The sequence below is a fragment of the Ensifer sp. MJa1 genome, assembly GCF_037026475.1.
Classification (GTDB): domain Bacteria; phylum Pseudomonadota; class Alphaproteobacteria; order Rhizobiales; family Rhizobiaceae; genus Ensifer.
This window is the reverse complement of sequence record NZ_JAKUMO010000016.1, coordinates 43,193-59,579: the sequence shown is the minus strand read 5'-3', so window position 1 is coordinate 59,579 and position 16,387 is coordinate 43,193. Positions and strand designations below refer to the sequence as shown.

The following is a 16,387-nucleotide window of genomic DNA, read 5'->3' as shown; positions in this document are numbered from 1 at the left end:
GAGATTCACGCAAAGTGCGGTACAGAAGTTCGGACAATGTATCGACGGCAATGTAGTCTATGTCAAAAGCGCGGTCTTACGAATTACGGCGTGGCTTGTTTTTTCATCAATAGACGCTGCGCTCTAGCATGGAGAGATGGACGATATGGCGATGGAGCGATACCGGCGGCTGTGACGGTCGCGCTGGCCATGTCTGGGGTCCGAGCGCGGATTGAATCCGAAGACATGAAAGTTAATCGAGCAAAGTCGAGTTCGAATATTGCCTCGTCCGTTTCTGCCTCAATTATAGCCCGGCGATCTCGATTGCCGCCGTGCACTCAATCGTTTGTACGCAATCTAACCCTCGCTAGCAGCCTACGGGCGCGGAGTTCCGCAACGGGCCAGGACGCGCGTTGAGTCATTGGTGTGCACTATTTACTGACGCCGTGTCGTTTGGGAGTTAAACGGGTTGTTCTTCAATTTCTGGGGTTAACAGAGTGTCAGCCCAGCGACTACTTCGTTAATTTTCTGGCTGCTCTCGATCGACAGGCCGAGGTCAGCATCACAAAACCGCTCCCCCCGGCGCTCACATTTCGTGCGCAACTAGCTATCAGTCTCATCCAGTTCCATAAGGTTGGACACAGTAAAGATGTCCTTATCTCCGCGGCCGCAGAGGTTGACGATAATGACTTTATCCGGCTCCATAAGCGGAGCGCTCTTCATGACCTCGGCGATGGCATGCGACGGCTCCAAAGCGGGGATGATGCCTTCAACGGTCGATAACAACTGAAAAGCTTGCAGGGCCTCTTCGTCAGTGGCTGAGGAATAGGCGACGCGTCCACTATCCTTGAGCCAAGAGTGCTCAGGGCCGACGCCAGGATAGTCGAGACCCGCGGAAATCGAGTGGCCCTCGTTGATCTGACCGTTACCGTCTTGCAGCAGGTACGTTCTGTTGCCGTGTAGGACCCCTGGAGTGCCTGCTGTGAGAGAGGCACAGTGTTCTGGTGTGTCCAGACCCTTTCCGGCAGGCTCGACACCGACCATCGCAACTTCGCTATCGGACAGAAACGGGTGAAAGAGACCTATCGCGTTCGAGCCGCCACCGACGGCTGCGACAAGAAGGTCAGGGAGGCGGTTCTCATGCCGGACTATCTGTTCTCGCGCCTCACGGCCAATCACAGACTGCAAAGTTCTCACCATCTCCGGATAGGGGTGGGGCCCCGCTGCGGTTCCAATGAGGTAGTAGGTATCTTCAACATTTGAGACCCAGTCGCGAAGCGCTTCGTTCATGGCGTCCTTAAGAGTGCCGTTTCCGGAGCTAACGGCGCGGACTTCCGCTCCCAGTAACTTCATGCGGAAGACGTTAGGAGCCTGCCGTTCGATATCGGTCGATCCCATATAAATCACGCAGTCCAGCCCGAACCGCGCGGCCATCGTCGCTGTCGCAACCCCGTGTTGACCCCCCCCCTTTCTCGGCAATGATGCGGGTCTTACCCATGCGACGGGCGATCAGGATCTGGCCCAGGCAGTTGTTTATCTTGTGAGAACCGGTGTGATTCAGTTCGTCCCGTTTCAAATAGATCCGCGCGCCGCCTAAGTGGGCCGTCAGTCTTTCCGCAAAATAGAGCGGACTGGGTCTGCCGACATAATGTCGAGACAACTCGTCGAGTTCTTCCCAAAAGCACTGATCCGTCTTAGCGGCCTGCCATTCCTTGGTCACCGCGATAAGCAACGGCATGAGCGTTTCGGCTACAAATCGGCCGCCAAACTTTCCGAAGAAACCCTTGTCGTCGGGCAATGCATTTAATGACATCAGTGACATGTCGTATCTCCTCGCTTCGCGTTATACGATGCTCGCAAAATTTAGATCAAATATCTGAGTATCAAATCTGCACCCGTCACGGGCGTTCCGGTGGTGCTCTTGGCAGAGAAGTTGCAGATTGGCGAAATACCCGGTGCTTTTGCCGCGGTGGCCGCCTGACCCAAAGCAGGTTCGGCTTCCGACTTGCGCATCTTCCCAATAGAGGCGGCAGCGACGGGTATCATATTGTATCTGGCCAAGCTTCATGGCTGTAGGCGAGCAGTGCGGGTCTCATAAACTAAGAGATCGTCATTAGGTTCTAGCCGCTTTAGGGACGCGGCATCACAGCCTTTTCGCAGATGTGGCAGATATCGGCCGATACGATCACATGCTGATGACCTTGGTGGGTGTTGACCCTTTCGATCGGCGGCAGCGTTCCGAGCAAAATTTGACCCGGTTCCAATCCTTTGCCCACTTTCGACGCCATTCGAAGGCAAGCCCACAGCTTGGGCAGATCTTCTTGGGCAAATCCGCCTTCTTGATCATCCTAGCCAAGTTAAGCTCCGCCAATATCTTGTGTGTTGCGCGAGATCACACGCGTTTACCAGCATCAAGATCTGCAAGAAATGCCCGTGCACTTTGGCGGTAGAGCTCCTGTTTGTCGGCAGACATTCGCTTCCACGAAGAGTACGTCTGGCCGAGGCGATGATTGTTAAAAAGCGTGTCAGCGTTTCGATCGAGGAAGTCCCAGTAAAGAGCATTGAAGGGGCAGGCGTCCGTACCTGTCTTCTTCTCGACATTGTACCGACATCCTTCGCAGTAGTCCGACATCCGGGAAATGTAGGCGCCGCTTGCGGCATAGGGTTTTGAGGCCATGAATCCGCCATCCGCGTATTGGCTCATGCCGATGACGTTCGGCAATTCCACCCATTCGAACGCGTCCGCATATACGGAGAGATACCAGAGATGAACAGCATGAGGGTCGAGCCCCGCCAGCATCGAAAAGTTTCCAACCACCATTAGGCGCTGGATATGGTGGGCGTATGCGTAATTGATCGTTTGAGTAATGACAGATGACACGCAGGCCATATCCGTTTCGCCGCTCCAAAAGAATTCGGGAAGCGACCTATGCGCGTTAAAAGCGTTTGAGTTTTCATAGCCTGGCATTTTCAGCCAGTAGATGCCGCGGATATATTCGCGCCATCCGATAATCTGGCGGATGAAGCCTTCGACGCTGTTGAGTGGCGCATGGCCTTCCATGTAAGCGCGCTCGGCCGCGCGGCAGATTTCCAGGGGATCAAGGAGCCCGATGTTTATGTAGAATGAGAGCAGGGCATGGTTGAGGAACGGTCGCTCTCTCAACATCGCATCCTGCGTTTCGCCAAAATTCGGGAGGAACTGATCGATGAAATCATCAGCCGCCTCTTCGGCTTGGGCGCGAGTGACTGCAAACCCAAAATCGCTGGTGGAGCCCATGTTTTCGGGGAACTTTCGTTCTACAAGCCGAACAACTTCTCTCGTGATAGTGTCCGGACTGAACCGACGATGCCTGGGTTGGAAAAGATCAGGCTGCGCTGGCCTACGGTTCTCGGCATCGAAGTTCCATCGCCCCCCCTCAGGGTCATTCCTGTTCATCAATAGACCGGTGCGACGCCGCATATCGCGATAAAAATATTCCATCGTCAAAGTTTTGCGGCCCTGGGCCCAGTCTTGAAACTCACTTTTGGAGCAGAGGAAGCGCGTGTCTGGCCTTATATCGACAGGCAGACGAAGCAACGTCTCCCATTCTTTCATAGCCTCAAGAACCCGCCACTCTGAGGCCTCGCATACGACCACTCGTCGGGGCTTGGCTTTAGCGACCTGGCGCGCGAGCTCTCCGATGAACGAACCACTGTTTTCTGGATCGTCGAGCGTTGTGTAATGAACATCAAATCCAAGTTCACGAAGTTCAGCTGCAAAATGTCGCATCGCAGAAAATATGAAGGCGATTTTCAGCTTGTGATGACTAACGTAGGTGGCCTCTTCCATTACCTCGCACATCATCACGATGTCCTGTCCGGGATCAAAATTCTCCATGCTCGAAACTGATCTGGAGAGTTGATCGCCGAGTATGAGAACCAGATTTCGAATCTTACCTGCAGGAACATCCGGCATTGGTCACCCGAACGTGACGAAAAACAGCTTCGAACGGTCGGCTACCAAGGGATAGGACTACCGTCATACGCGAAAAAGCCGCCTGTGTCCGATGGTTGAAGCTCATCAAGCACCGCTAGTATTCTTTGCGCGACGTCCACGGGCTCCATTCGCTCGTGTCCCGATGCAAAAGGCTCTGAAAGGGTTGTCTTAACGCTTCCTGGATGTATCGAGACAACAACCGATTGAGGGTTGATCCTGCCAAGTTCAATCGCACCGGTGCGAACAATCTGGTTGAGCGCAGCTTTCGAGGAACGGTAAGAAATCCATCCACCGAGTGCATTATCGCCGATGGATCCTACCCGAGCCGATAGGAATGCGAAGATCGTCCTCTCCTTGCGAGCAAGGAGCGGGGTGAAATGCTTGAGGGTGAGGGCGGGCCCTACAGCATTCAAGGCGAACTGCGCCATCATCGCTGACTGCGAGATTTGTCGGATGGATCGTTCCGGGCCGACCCCATCGATGGTGAGCGCGCCTGTCGCACAGAGGATCAAATCGTACGCACCGGGCTCAAGCGCGTCGGCAGCCCTCTTGATGCTTGCCTCGTCGGATATGTCAAAACCATCGGAACTACGAGAAAGAGGAACTGCCGCAAAACAGTTGGGATCAGATTTCAAGGCCGCACTGATGGCGCCACCGATCCCGCCACTAGCTCCGATTATAACAGCGGAGTATCCCGCTTTCAGCGATTTCATCGAGTATTCGGCCATTTACGATTCTTTCAGCGATGGTGGAGTCGGTTCATGTTTCCTAACCGCGCACGAATTGGATGAATCTTGTCTGGTCTCTGGCCGATCGTTCGAACTTTCCAACGAACGTCGTCGTGATTGTCTTGGCACCTTGTTTCTGGATGCCGCGCATTGCCATGCACATGTGCTCGGCTTCGAGCATCACCGCAACACCTTTCGGCCTCAAGCTTTCGTCGAGAGCTTTGGCGATCTGGGATGTCATCGTTTCCTGGGTCTGCAGCCGGCGCGCATAAAGGTCAACCAGACGGGCCATCTTGGAGAGACCAAGAACCCCGCCCTCGGGGATATAGGCGATGTGGGCAACGCCATGGAAGGGCACCATGTGGTGCTCGCAATGAGAATGGAACTCGATGTCTTTAACGATGACCATATCGCTATAGCCGGCGACGTCGGAAAATGTCGTCGCCAAAATGTCTTCCGGCGTCGCCTCGTATCCCGCAAAAAGCTCACGATATGCTTTCGCTACCCGTCTGGGTGTCTCGAGGAGGCCTTCGCGCGACGGGTCATCGCCGGCCCAACGTATCAAGGTCCGCACGGCTGACTCCGCTTCCGCCTGAGTCGGAACATCTGATGCGAACAAAAGATCGCTGTCCGTCACAATCGCGTCCATCAAAAACTCTCCTTATTTGGTCAGCCACACCACTACGATTATTTCCTTCGATTGGATCAAATCGGCCATAGGGACGGATCGCATATTTTTTGATCTGTTTCTAAAAAGGTGTCGTATTGCCGCATTTTGATGGAGTAACAGAAAATGGCGCGAAGTATCGTGGTTGTTGGCAATGGCTCGTTCGCTGACGCTGATGCGCTTGTAATTGACAGTTGTGACCTTGTCATTCGCTTCAATGACTGCAGATCCGTCGGAGATGGAGGGAAGCGCACGGATGTCGTCGCAGTCTGCAATACGGGCCGCCCTGCGGCTGCGATGATAGGACAGCCCGCGTGGCGGAACAACTCGGCGGTCAAAAATGCCGGAACAATATTGTGCGTACGCGAGGGGTCGAAATTTGCCGAGCTAAAGCAACAGCTCGCAATACAACACCCTTCGCTTGATGATTTTTGTGACGACTATACGGGGGAGTTTGCAGACTTCGCTCTTAATAACGGGAAGAACTTTACGGTGATTCCGCGCCGATTTCATGACCATACTGACCTGGAGCTTCGAACACTGACCCCAGGTAGTTACATCGTGCCAAGTTCGGGCCTCATCACGATAGCTTATGTGGTTGGTGAAGTTGCTGGGCCTGACGACACGGTTTTGCTATCAGGTTTCTCGCATCGCGGATGGAACGGACATCCATTTGATGCCGAGCGTAAACTCGTCGAAAGGCTTATCGACCAGGGACACGTGCGCCGCCTCTGAGATTTGGGAGTAGTCGATCACATTGACACAAAAGTTGGCAAGGCGGATGTCGCGCGAGTATTGCCGAAGGCAACGAATTGCCATTGCCGGCGCGTGCAGGACGTCCATTAAGCAGCCAGATCGATTTCAGGAATGGCGGAGTAAGTGAGTTCATCGTTGTGGCGGTCCGCGAGACAGCAGTCTCTGCAAGCTTCGTCTGTGCATCCGAAGTAGACGCGCGGTCGCAGAAACATTATTTCCAGTTTCGGCATACACGCTGGTTATATGCTCCCAGCGAACGTAATCGGCTGACGTGATCCTCGCCTCCGCATCCTGTGAATTGATCCCAAGTACTTCCAAGATTTCGCCTGCGTCGGCCGGCTTGCTCAGAACTTCGGTGGCCCCGTGTTTCACCGCGGCCACAACTGCATTGATATGACCATAACCCGTGAGGACAAGCGATTTTGTGGCCGGAGAGATTTCACGCGCCAAGGAAACGATTTCGATACCACTGCCTTCGCCGATACGGAGCTCCGTAACGACAATATCAAAATGGCGGGTTCTGAGCGCAATGATTGCGTCATCCACGGTCGTGCAGATTTCAACGGACAGCCCGCGATGAACAAATTCGTTGCAAAGCCTTTGCACGATCTTGATGTCATCGTCGACGAGAAGCGCTGTCAGCAACGACCGCGTTCCCTCGGGCGACACGTTCGTAGAATCCAGATCAGGTGTTCGGTTCATCTCCTTCTCCATCGTGCGCGTACGTTGCAGCCGCTCAAAGGCGTCAATAGACCGCGTTTAGGTTCTACGTACTTTGGAGTTGGTCAGATCAAAGCTCGCGGGATCGGGAGGCAATGCTTGTGCGCCAGCACGACGCTTCAGAACCGTCAGAATGCGGTCGAGATCGATTGTTGAGATCGATTGTTGACTGTCGGCCGGCACGGACTGATCCAAACCGCGCGAGAAACGTATTGGAACAAAAATCTCAATTGAAGGAGTGCGGTTGATGGTGGACAAACTTGCCAATCATCCCGTCATCAAACGCGGCAACATCGGAGTTCTCCTCGTCAATCTCGGCACGCCCGATGGCACCGACTACACCTCGATGCGTCGGTACCTGAAGGAGTTTCTGACCGACCGCCGGGTGATCGAATGGTCGCGGTTCTTCTGGTATCCGATCCTGTTCGGCATCGTGCTCAACACCCGCCCGGGCAAAGTCGGGAAGGCCTACGACATGATTTGGAACAGGCGATTGAACGAAAGTTACCTGCGGACCTACACCCGCAATCAGGCGAACCTGATGGCCGAAACGTTTAACGAATGCCCTAACGTCATCGTCGACTGGGGCATGCGCTACGGCCAGCCGTCGATCGCCTCGCGCATGGACGCACTGCAGAAGGCCGGCTGTGAACGCATTCTCGTCTTCCCGCTCTATCCGCAATATGCCGCCGCCACCACCGCCACCGTTAATGACAAGGCCTTCGAGGCGCTTCTGAAGATGCGCTGGCAGCCGGCACTGCGCACCGTTCCGCCCTACCACGACGATCCCGTCTACATCGACGCTCTGGCAACCTCGATCGAGCGTCACCTGGCGACGCTCGACTGGGAGCCGGAGGTGGTTCTGACCTCCTTCCACGGCATTCCGAAGAGCTATTTCGACAAGGGCGATCCCTACTACTGCCAGTGCCAGAAGACCGCGCGGCTTTTGCGCGAAAAGCTCGGCTGGTCGAAGGAGAAGCTGCAGGTCACCTTCCAGTCGCGCTTCGGGCCTGAGGAATGGCTGCAGCCCTATACCGACAAGACGGTCGAAAAACTTGCGCAGGACGGTGTCAAGCGCATTGCCGTCCTCAACCCGGGCTTCGTCTCCGACTGTCTGGAAACGTTGGAAGAGATCGCCGAGCAGGCGGCCGAAAGCTTCCATCACAATGGCGGCGAGAAGTTCACCCACATCCCCTGTCTGAACGACAGCGCCGAAGGCATGGCCGTGCTCGAACACGTCGTGCGCCGGGAGCTTGCCGGCTGGCTCTCCGAAGCAAACTCGGAAGATACGATGCGGCAAATGGTTGCTATCGCCCATTGAGGAAGTAAGTGAGGGCTTTGAGAATGACTGAAGAGCGAGAACTCACAATCATCTACGACGTTGTGAAGAAGGCAGTTTTTGTCGAATTTCGCGGAAACCCGTATTATCTTGAGGGACCGTTTGCAAGCCGGAAAGACGGGGTCAGGGCGGCTGAAGAGCTCTGTCGATCGCTCGGGTGGAAGCCCAGATCATGAAGGTAGCGGCATTAAGAGCAACACGGTGTCTCGTCGGAATCCCGAAGTCGTCCTACGCGAAGCCTGATCCAGAGCTGTTTTGGACTTGCAAAGTTTATCTTGAACGTCAGCTTACCTCAAACCCTGTCGAGTGGCGGAGCTCCGTTGCATCAGGTTACGACCAAAAACCCGGATGTATCAATTGCAACTTTACTGGTCGAAGCAAATGCTGGAGTCATGTAGGCTTCGTCAGGACCGCCAATTGCTTCAGCAGGAAACAAGTTCGTTGCGCACTGCAGATCTTGGATCATTATATTGGAGAGGACCGACACTGGAACTTGAGGTTGCGAGAACTCTGAAGTTTCGATCGGTGCGAAGGGCGGATCGTCTTAGATGATACTGTGTGCATCGAGTAGGGGACGAACGAGTGGGTTTGGGAACCGCCGCTTTACGGTGATGGCATAGAATGACTCCACGACGCCAGGCAGCGCGTCAAACTCTACAAGCCCGCCGGCCGCCAGTTCACCTTTAACGACAATTGGCGGCAGGACCGCAAGACCTGCACCTTCCCGAGCGAGTAGTCTCAACATTGCCATGTCGTCGACCTCCGCCGCGATCTGAGGCGTGATACCGAGCCGGGTGACGAGCGCGTCGAACTGCGAACGCACGCCGCTTTCAAGTGTCGGCAAGATCACCGGGTGCTCGCCGAGGAGCTCCGCAAGCCTTGTACCATTGTTGCCATGGGATGGCTTGCCGATGAGGCTTACCCGCTGCTGATAGAGGTGCTGGGTTATGAGAGGCGTGACAGCATCTGGCATCGGCGCCTTGTTCAGGAGCACGATGTCAAGGTTCAGGGACTGCAGCGCCCCGAGCAGTTCGCTCGTGCTGCCCGAGCGCAGGATCAGATCGACATCAGATCTTCCGAGAAGTGGCCGCAGGAATTCTATCTGAAAGTTGCGCGACAAAGTAGCCAGTGCCCCCACGCGTATCGGCCTGCGGGTTCTACCGGTTTCTTTGAGTGTTTCGATCAGTTCTTCGCCTGTCGAGAAGATGGTGTCGGCATGGTCGAGAGCGATCCGGCCAGCCTCCGTGAGAAAGAGTTGGCGGCCACGCCGCTCGAAAAGAGCGTGGCCGAGGCGCTGCTCTAATTGCTTGACCTGCGTTGATAGGGCCGATTGCGACAGGTTCAGACGTTCGGCCGTGCGCGTCAGGTTGCCGTCGTGCGCGACGGCACGGAAATAGCGGAGGTGATGATAGTTGAGATCGGTCATCATTCTATTTTAAAGAACGGATTAAATGAAACAATGAATTTTTATTAGGTTCATGCGGCTGATATCAGGTCCGTGAGTTTGTTGCTGCATCCCCCAAGCAGTGGCCCTGACCGGAGAATTTGCGTGATCCATGCTTTGCCGCTTCTCGCACCGCTGATGCTCGCCGGTGCCTCGTTCTATGCTTTCCGGGCGCCGGGGCTGCGCCCACGGCGTGCTATCCGTATCGTCGAATTGTCGGCTCTCGCCTCGATTGTCGTTGCTGTTGTGTCTGGTATCGGCCTCGCCCTCCAAGGACCGGGGACGAGCCCGCCGCTGGGTTTCGGCTATTTCGCGCTCGCCGCCCGGCTCGACATGGTCAGTCTGGTAATGCTGCTCCTGGTTTCGTTTATCGGATGGGCGGTGCTGCGTTACGCCGGCACCTTCCTCGACGGAGAAGAGCGGCAAGGGCCGTTCATCGGCTGGATGACGGCGACGCTGGCCGCCGTCCTGCTGCTGGTCCAGTCCGGCACGCTGCTGCAGCTCGTTGTTGGATGGGTCGCGAGCAGCCTGCTCTTGCATCGGCTCCTGCTCTTCTACCCGGAGCGGATCGCAGCGCAGCGGGCAGCGCGCAAGAAGTTTCTCGTCTCGCGCACCGGTGATGCCGCCCTGATCAGCGCGGTGGTGCTGATCGCCGTCTCCTTTGAAACCGGCGACATCGCGACCATACTTGCCGCTGCACGTGAGGGCGGAGCGCTGCCGCTGACGATCGCTGCCGCAGCCCTCTTTGCAATTGCGGCTCTTCTAAAGTCGGCACAGTTTCCGACCCATGGTTGGCTGACGGAGGTGATGGAAACACCGACCCCGGTTTCGGCACTCCTACATGCCGGTGTCGTCAATGCCGGCGGCTTCCTGCTCATTCGCTTTGCCGATGTCATGGTGCACGCGCAGGTGGTACTCGCGGTGTTGGTCATGGTCGGAGGCTTTACCGCGCTTTTCGGCAGTCTTGTGATGCTCACCCAGTCAGCAGTCAAGACGTCGCTTTCCTGGTCGACTGTCGCGCAGATGGGCTTCATGATCCTACAATGTGGCCTGGCACTCTTCCCGATAGCTTTACTGCACATCGTTGCCCACTCGCTCTACAAGGCGCATGCCTTCCTTGCCTCAGGCTCGGCCGTCGAAACGGTTGCCTCCATCAGCCGCCCTGGTCCAGTTGCGATCCCGAACGCCAAGGCGGTGGGGCAGGCCTTCCTGCTGGCGCTCACCATCTATGCGGTGATTGGAGTGCTCTTCGGACTTGCCGACAAGCCGCCGCAGGCGCTTGCGCTGGGTGCGATCCTGATTTTCGGCGTTGCCTATCTTATCGCGCAGGGGCTGGCGGATGCCGCTCCCTGGGCGCTCACCTGGCGGACCTCGCTCTATTCGATCTCGGCGGCGGCCGCATACTTCGCGCTCCAGCGCATTTCGGACAAGCTGATGCGCGACACGCTGCCGATCACGCCGCTGCCCGGGCCGCTGGAATGGACGCTTATGCTGCTTGCCGTCGTTACCTTCGGCGCGGTGGCGGTTGCCCAGTCGCTCTTCCCGCTCTGGGCTTATCATCCAGCGGCAGCCGGCCTTAGGGTCCACCTCGCCAACGGCCTGTACGCGAACGCCCTCTTCGATCGCCTGCTCGGTGGCTGGATGCTTCCCCGCACCGCCTCTGCACCCCCAGCTTCCGCAAAGGAGTGAACCCATGACCGAGATGACAACAGTCGAGATTTTGCATGGCGAAGCGCTCTCGCGGGCGGCAGATAAGGCGGTGCGGGCGATCCCGCCGGCTTGGCCGCTAACAGCGACCGTCGCCGTGAACCCCTTCCTCGATCAGGTGAACGAGACGCTCGATCAGACGGCGGCCCGGCTTGCCCGCATCGGCGGCGTCAGGCTTGCACTGCCACGCAAGCATTATGCCTATAAGATCGCCGCAGGCGAGATCACGGATGAGGATCTGATGGCCGCACTCCAGTCGAACGCGCTCTCAAATCGTATCGACCTGCCGGCGCTGAAGACTGCCGTCGCTGAGGAGCCACAGCCGGTTGTCGCGCTGCCGACCGTTGCGGAGCTCGCGGCGGGAGGCACGGGCACGGACTGGCCGGGGCTCGTGTCCGAACGGATCGGGACCTTCGCTGCGGGTTTCTTCGATCAGGGCCAGGCCCTGTGGGCAGCTTCCCGCCGCAACGGGCTCTACGCCGCCTGGCGCGCCTTTGCGACTCACGATCTCACGCCGGAAATCTTCGGGCTGAAGGGCTTCAGCATCCATGTCGACGACACGCCGGAGAACCCGCATGCGGCCATCGAGCAGGCCGCCCTCTCGCTTGGCCTCGGCGCCGAGCCCGGCACCTATTTCCACCAGCTCTTGCTGAGCGTCGGCGGCTGGGCGCAGTACGCCCGCCACATCCAGTTCAAGGCGGAGATCGAGGGCCGGACGGATACGACGGCGCTCGAACTACTGGCGATCCGACTTGTCTTCGAAGAAGCGCTCTATGAACAGCACAAGGCGGCAATCGAAAGCGAATGGCAGCAGGTGCGACGGGCCCATGTCGAACCGATCAGCCCGCACTTCGACACTGTCATCGACGGCTTGCTGCAGGTCGCCGCCGAGCGTGCGTCGCAGCGGAAGCTTGCTGCCACCCTTGCTGCGCCCTCGGCGATCAAGGTTGCCGAGTTGCGGCCTTTCCTGCAGGCAGCCTTCTGCATCGACGTGCGCTCGGAAGTCTTCCGCCGGTCGCTCGAAAGCGTCGATCCGGGCGTTCGGACGGTCGGCTTTGCGGGCTTCTTCGGTCTCGGTGCCAGCCATAAGGGCTTCGCCTCAGACGTTGCCGAGCATCGTCTCCCGGTCCTGTTGAAGCCGTCCGTCTTCAGCTGCAGTGCTGTGGATCACGACGCGGCTGCCGACCAGCAGGCGCGGTTCAGGGCGCGCGCCGTTCGCGCCTGGGGCCGCTTCAAGCTGGCAGCCGTCTCCTCCTTCGCCTTTGTCGAGGCCATGGGCCCTGTTTATGCCGGCAAGCTCCTGCGCGATGGTCTCGGTTTTGGGACGGGGAAAGGGCCGGACGCGGCCAAGCCACGCTTTGACCCCAGTCTTGATCTCGACGCACGGGCCGTACTTGCCGAGACGGTGCTGAAGGCGATGTCGCTGACCGAAGGTTTCGGCCGCTTCGTGCTGATCTCCGGCCATGGCGCCAATGTGGTCAACAATCCCTATGCCAGCGCGCTTCACTGCGGCGCATGTGGGGGGTACGCGGGCGACGTCAACGCGCGCCTGCTGGCTGACCTGCTGAACGACCGCGGCGTGCGGGAGAAGCTTGTAGCCAACGAGATCAAGATCCCGGCCGATACTGTCTTCCTCGGTGGCCTGCATGACACAACGACCGATGTGGTGACACTGTTCGAAGGCGACCTAGAAAATGACATTGCGCCTGACAACATCAACCGCATTCGGCATTGGCTCGCCCAGGCCGGCAGCCTGGCGCGAGCGGAGCGGGCGCGGCGCCTGCCGCGGGCTGCGGCAGGCAGTGTCATCGAGCGCAGCCGGGATTGGGCGGAAGTCCGGCCCGAGCTCGGGCTGGCGGGGTGCCGCGCCTTTATCGCTGCGCCGCGCGCACGAACTGCCGGCAGGTCACTAGAAGGCCAGGCCTTCCTGCACGACTATGTCTGGCGCAAGGATGAGGGTTTCAGGGTCCTTGAGCTCATCCTGACCGCCCCCGTCGTCGTCGCGAGCTGGATCAGTCTGCAGTATTTCGCCTCATCGGTCGCGCCTTCGCTCTTCGGCGCCGGCAACAAGCTGTTGCACAATGTTGTCGGAGGCATCGGCGTTGTGGAGGGCAATGGCGGAAACATGCGCGCTGGTCTTCCTTGGCAATCGGTGCACGACGGAGTCGATTTCATGCACGAGCCGCTCCGGCTCACTGTGGCTGTAGAGGCTCCTCAGGAGGCGATCATCGACATTCTGCGGCGGCATGCACAAATTCGTGCACTCTTCGACAATGAATGGTTGACCTTGTTTGCGATCAACGATCATGGGCAGATAGCTTGGCGATATGAAAACGGGTTGCGCTGGAGGCCGCAGAAAGGCCTTGATTTAGTCGAGCCAACTAAAATCGCAGTATGAGCGGGACATCGAGACTGATGCGCCTACAAAATTTCGCTCGAGATGAGACTGGTAACCCATATGCGGTACTCACGAGTTAGTAGTGGTGGTTGGGCCAAGATTTGGAGCGATCCTGGAGAATGAGCGTGGTCAGCCCAATTTCTCGGTTCCGAATGTTAGGCGTGCTGAAAGCTAGCGGATTATATCTTACAGATCAGTGCGATTGTCGGTTCAACCGGTAGAGTATCAACGCGATGTCTTCCTGGATGTCGAGGCATATTTCGCGATAGCCGCTCACAAGGTCATGGTGAGGGGAATGAGTCTTCAACAATTCTTCAACTCTCGCCGCCGCGAGCGCGTAGGTTTCGAAAAGAATGTCGAAATCTTCCCCTTCCAACCCGTGTAACTTTTCGCGATGACGCGGCAAGGCAAGCGCGACGCGTGCTCGACCGATCTTTGCCAAAGAGGTTTTCATCGGATTTTCACCGTGCAGAACAGGCCTTCATCTGTGAGTTGTAGATGCTTTGTTCGCTACGCAAGTTTTTTCACGGCCTCGAGCGCTCGCGCTCTGCCATACCCATGGTCGACGATTGGCCGTGGATACGTCTGACCGAGCACCACACCGGCGGCTGCCATTTGTGAAGTCGAGGCTTCCCAGGGCTTATTGATAAGGCTCGCCGGGAGACCCGCCAACTCGGGCAACCAGCGCTTTACGTAAGTGCCGTCAGGGTCAAATTTTTCACCCTGCAACATCGGGTTGAAAATCCTAAAATACGGCGCCGCATCTGCACCGCTACCCGCCACCCACTGCCAGCTCGCGCTGTTGCTGGCTGGATCCGCGTCCACGAGGGTATCCCAAAACCATTCCTCGCCTTTTCTCCAGTCTATAAGGAGATGCTTCGTCAGGAAGGACGCGACAACCATGCGCACGCGATTGTGGATCCAACCCGTGTGCCACAGCTCTCGCATGCCCGCGTCGACCAGCGGATAACCGGTGCGGCCTTTACGCCACGCGTTTAGATCAGCAACGTCATACCGCCACGGCATCTCCTCGAACGCCGGCCTATAACTCCGATAGGCCAAGTCCGGAAAATGATAGAGTAGGTGGTAGGAAAACTCGCGCCAACCAAGCTCCGACAGAAATTTTTCCAGGCTTCGCTCCACTCCTGAAACGGAAGACATGAGCGCCGCATGCCACACCACCCTGACCGAAATATTTCCGAACCGCAGATAAGGAGACAACTGCGAGGTCACCGAACGATCAGGCCGATCACGCTCCGTGGCATATGTGTCGAAGCCACACTCGAGGAAACGCTCCAGCGTGGCCTGCGCGCCGGTCTCCCCCCGTGACCACCTTTGTCTCAGGCCGGAAGCCCAATCCGGCTGGGAAACCTCTAGTCCAAGTTCGTCAAGCTCAACACGCCCGACCGCTAATCCTCTGAACCCACGATGCGGCCCCAGCCTGCGCGGCGGCGGCAGCGGGCGAGGCGGTGTACCTATTGTCTGGACGGCGCGCCAGTAGGCGGAGAAAACGCGAAACGGGCCGCCGTCGGTCGTTTGAAGGGTCCAGGGCTCGTTCACTAGATTTCCGCTGAAGCTCTTCGCGGTTTTCCCTTGGCCACGCAGTGTGGCCTTAATTTCCGCGTCAATACGGCGCTCAGCAGCTCCATATCGACGGTTCCAAAATACGGCCGATGCCCCGCATTCTTGGGCGATGCGCGGTATAAGCTCGCTTGCCTTACCGCAAAAGATCGCCAAGCCATTTCCGAGACCGAGAAGTTTCTCATCCAACTCCCTCAACGCGCCATGAAGCCACCAGAGCGCGGCTCCGCCGAGCGGGCGGATACCAGGGCTTTCGTGATCATGCACGTAAACGCACACAACCGGCCTTTCGCTGCTGGCCGCTTCCCAGAGCGCCTCGTTATCGCAGATCCGCAGATCGTCGCGGAACCAGACAATGATTGGCTGTTGTTCTTCAGTCATGAACGTTTTCGCCTCCTTGAAAGGCGGTCAATTGAGGAACCAGATTGCAAAATTCAGTGCGGCCGCAAAGGAGACCCACGCCGCCAGCGGCACGAGGCAAAGCGCAGCTGTCTTGTCGACGTTCCAAGCCTGCGCGATCGTTGCGAGGATAAACCCGATTTGCACGATGATGTTCACCAGGCCGGCGACCGGACTTTGCATGGCGAAAAACATCCATGACCACAACGCATTGAGAGCGAGTTGAACATAAAATAGGGTCAGTGTCGCCAACCTGCCGGGTGTCCTGATAGGCAGTCTTATCACCCGCCAGGCAGCGTAAGCCATGAGGATGTAAAGCGTCGTCCAGACCGGCGCAAACACCCAGTTTGGAGGATTGAAACTCGGCTTCTCCAGCGTCGCATACCAACTTTCGATGTTCGGGTAGGTCGCCATTTGCCCGAGAATGGATGTCGCGACAACGGGCAAAATCGTAAGCAGAAGTGCCTGGAACCATCTACGGTTTTGGTTCGCAGTTCTCTGTAGCATCCCTGTATCCTCAATTCCGTCCACCGCTGACAAAACATCGTCATTTTGGAGTTCTGACACCCGGGGCCGCGAGAGTTTTACCGTGCGTGGCTACGCTGCATTTCTCCCTATACGAACGAGCGTGGTCATTGGATCAGCAAGTTGAAGATTGATACCTTGGGCGGGGCGGCAATCGCCAATCCCGTT

General features: G+C 57.3%; 14 protein-coding genes and 1 pseudogene. 4 read left to right on the top strand and 11 right to left on the bottom strand.

From position 1 onward, the window contains the following. Positions 1 to 582: 582 nt before the first annotated feature. From trpB to folE, 5 genes and pseudogenes are all read right to left on the bottom strand, one after another. Positions 583 to 1,801 (bottom strand): annotated as a pseudogene (gene trpB / locus MKZ91_RS20620) (tryptophan synthase subunit beta). A gap of 363 nt (positions 1,802 to 2,164) precedes the next feature. Beyond that, positions 2,165 to 2,326, bottom strand: coding sequence for a DUF2256 domain-containing protein (locus tag MKZ91_RS20615; protein ID WP_306299910.1), 162 nt, complete (start codon positions 2,324 to 2,326; stop codon positions 2,165 to 2,167). A 45-nt stretch (positions 2,327 to 2,371) separates the two neighbouring features. Continuing rightward, complete coding sequence (locus MKZ91_RS20610) at positions 2,372 to 3,934, bottom strand: cryptochrome/photolyase family protein (RefSeq protein ID WP_112977383.1); 1,563 nt, start codon at positions 3,932 to 3,934, stop codon at positions 2,372 to 2,374. Between the two features lie 41 nt (positions 3,935 to 3,975). Continuing rightward, on the bottom strand, positions 3,976 to 4,683 hold the full coding sequence (locus tag MKZ91_RS20605) for an SDR family NAD(P)-dependent oxidoreductase (RefSeq protein WP_226020871.1): 708 nt from the start codon (positions 4,681 to 4,683) through the stop codon (positions 3,976 to 3,978). A gap of 40 nt (positions 4,684 to 4,723) precedes the next feature. Next, positions 4,724 to 5,332 carry a GTP cyclohydrolase I FolE gene (folE, locus tag MKZ91_RS20600; protein ID WP_112977384.1) on the bottom strand — a complete coding sequence of 203 codons (609 nt, stop codon included), beginning with the start codon at positions 5,330 to 5,332 and terminating at the stop codon, positions 4,724 to 4,726. Positions 5,333 to 5,476: 144 nt separating this feature from the next. Between folE and MKZ91_RS20595 the strand changes: the two genes are divergently transcribed. Then, positions 5,477 to 6,085, top strand: a complete 609-nt coding sequence (locus MKZ91_RS20595; protein WP_112977385.1) for a Urease operon accessory protein — start codon at positions 5,477 to 5,479, stop codon at positions 6,083 to 6,085. Positions 6,086 to 6,235: 150 nt separating this feature from the next. Here MKZ91_RS20595 and MKZ91_RS20590 read toward each other — a convergent pair whose 3' ends face one another. Then, positions 6,236 to 6,808: a response regulator transcription factor gene (locus MKZ91_RS20590; RefSeq protein WP_162770801.1), complete on the bottom strand. Its 573-nt coding sequence runs from the start codon at positions 6,806 to 6,808 to the stop codon at positions 6,236 to 6,238. Between the two features lie 57 nt (positions 6,809 to 6,865). Next, positions 6,866 to 7,084 carry a hypothetical protein gene (locus MKZ91_RS20585; protein ID WP_336172933.1) on the bottom strand — a complete coding sequence of 73 codons (219 nt, stop codon included), beginning with the start codon at positions 7,082 to 7,084 and terminating at the stop codon, positions 6,866 to 6,868. On the opposite strand from MKZ91_RS20585, the gene hemH reads away from it, so the two are divergent. Next, positions 7,074 to 8,147 (top strand): ferrochelatase, encoded by a 1,074-nt coding sequence (gene hemH / locus MKZ91_RS20580; RefSeq protein WP_255381555.1) that lies wholly within the window; start codon positions 7,074 to 7,076, stop codon positions 8,145 to 8,147. The two genes, MKZ91_RS20585 and hemH, sit on opposite strands and share 11 nt — an antisense overlap. A gap of 562 nt (positions 8,148 to 8,709) precedes the next feature. On the opposite strand, the gene MKZ91_RS20575 is transcribed toward hemH, so the two are convergent. Then, positions 8,710 to 9,591, bottom strand: coding sequence for a LysR family transcriptional regulator (locus tag MKZ91_RS20575; protein WP_112977419.1), 882 nt, complete (start codon positions 9,589 to 9,591; stop codon positions 8,710 to 8,712). 156 nt (positions 9,592 to 9,747) lie between these two features. Between MKZ91_RS20575 and MKZ91_RS20570 the strand changes: the two genes are divergently transcribed. Further along, positions 9,748 to 11,298 carry a proton-conducting transporter transmembrane domain-containing protein gene (locus MKZ91_RS20570; RefSeq protein ID WP_336172990.1) on the top strand — a complete coding sequence of 517 codons (1,551 nt, stop codon included), beginning with the start codon at positions 9,748 to 9,750 and terminating at the stop codon, positions 11,296 to 11,298. Between the two features lie 4 nt (positions 11,299 to 11,302). After that, entirely contained in the window at positions 11,303 to 13,714 is a 2,412-nt protein-coding gene (locus MKZ91_RS20565; protein ID WP_336172932.1) for a YbcC family protein, read from the top strand. A 193-nt stretch (positions 13,715 to 13,907) separates the two neighbouring features. Here MKZ91_RS20565 and MKZ91_RS20560 read toward each other — a convergent pair whose 3' ends face one another. The 3 genes from MKZ91_RS20560 to MKZ91_RS20550 are packed head-to-tail and all read right to left on the bottom strand — an operon-like array spanning position 13,908 to position 16,201. Next, positions 13,908 to 14,168: a hypothetical protein gene (locus tag MKZ91_RS20560; RefSeq protein WP_112977414.1), complete on the bottom strand. Its 261-nt coding sequence runs from the start codon at positions 14,166 to 14,168 to the stop codon at positions 13,908 to 13,910. Between the two features lie 56 nt (positions 14,169 to 14,224). Beyond that, positions 14,225 to 15,676: a cryptochrome/photolyase family protein gene (locus MKZ91_RS20555; protein ID WP_113554565.1), complete on the bottom strand. Its 1,452-nt coding sequence runs from the start codon at positions 15,674 to 15,676 to the stop codon at positions 14,225 to 14,227. 27 nt (positions 15,677 to 15,703) lie between these two features. After that, on the bottom strand, positions 15,704 to 16,201 hold the full coding sequence (locus MKZ91_RS20550) for a TspO/MBR family protein (protein WP_113554566.1): 498 nt from the start codon (positions 16,199 to 16,201) through the stop codon (positions 15,704 to 15,706). Positions 16,202 to 16,387: the final 186 nt, after the last annotated feature.

Coding starts and splice junctions, on each gene's coding strand:
- MKZ91_RS20615 (WP_306299910.1), bottom strand. CDS start 2,326: ATGATCAAGAAGGCGGATTTGCCCAAGAAGATCTGCCCAAGCTGTGGG.
- MKZ91_RS20610 (WP_112977383.1), bottom strand. CDS start 3,934: ATGCCGGATGTTCCTGCAGGTAAGATTCGAAATCTGGTTCTCATACTC.
- MKZ91_RS20605 (WP_226020871.1), bottom strand. CDS start 4,683: ATGGCCGAATACTCGATGAAATCGCTGAAAGCGGGATACTCCGCTGTT.
- folE (WP_112977384.1), bottom strand. CDS start 5,332: ATGGACGCGATTGTGACGGACAGCGATCTTTTGTTCGCATCAGATGTT.
- MKZ91_RS20595 (WP_112977385.1), top strand. CDS start 5,477: ATGGCGCGAAGTATCGTGGTTGTTGGCAATGGCTCGTTCGCTGACGCT.
- MKZ91_RS20590 (WP_162770801.1), bottom strand. CDS start 6,808: ATGAACCGAACACCTGATCTGGATTCTACGAACGTGTCGCCCGAGGGA.
- hemH (WP_255381555.1), top strand. CDS start 7,074: ATGGTGGACAAACTTGCCAATCATCCCGTCATCAAACGCGGCAACATC.
- MKZ91_RS20575 (WP_112977419.1), bottom strand. CDS start 9,591: ATGACCGATCTCAACTATCATCACCTCCGCTATTTCCGTGCCGTCGCG.
- MKZ91_RS20570 (WP_336172990.1), top strand. CDS start 9,748: ATGCTCGCCGGTGCCTCGTTCTATGCTTTCCGGGCGCCGGGGCTGCGC.
- MKZ91_RS20565 (WP_336172932.1), top strand. CDS start 11,303: ATGACCGAGATGACAACAGTCGAGATTTTGCATGGCGAAGCGCTCTCG.
- MKZ91_RS20560 (WP_112977414.1), bottom strand. CDS start 14,168: ATGAAAACCTCTTTGGCAAAGATCGGTCGAGCACGCGTCGCGCTTGCC.
- MKZ91_RS20555 (WP_113554565.1), bottom strand. CDS start 15,676: ATGACTGAAGAACAACAGCCAATCATTGTCTGGTTCCGCGACGATCTG.
- MKZ91_RS20550 (WP_113554566.1), bottom strand. CDS start 16,201: ATGCTACAGAGAACTGCGAACCAAAACCGTAGATGGTTCCAGGCACTT.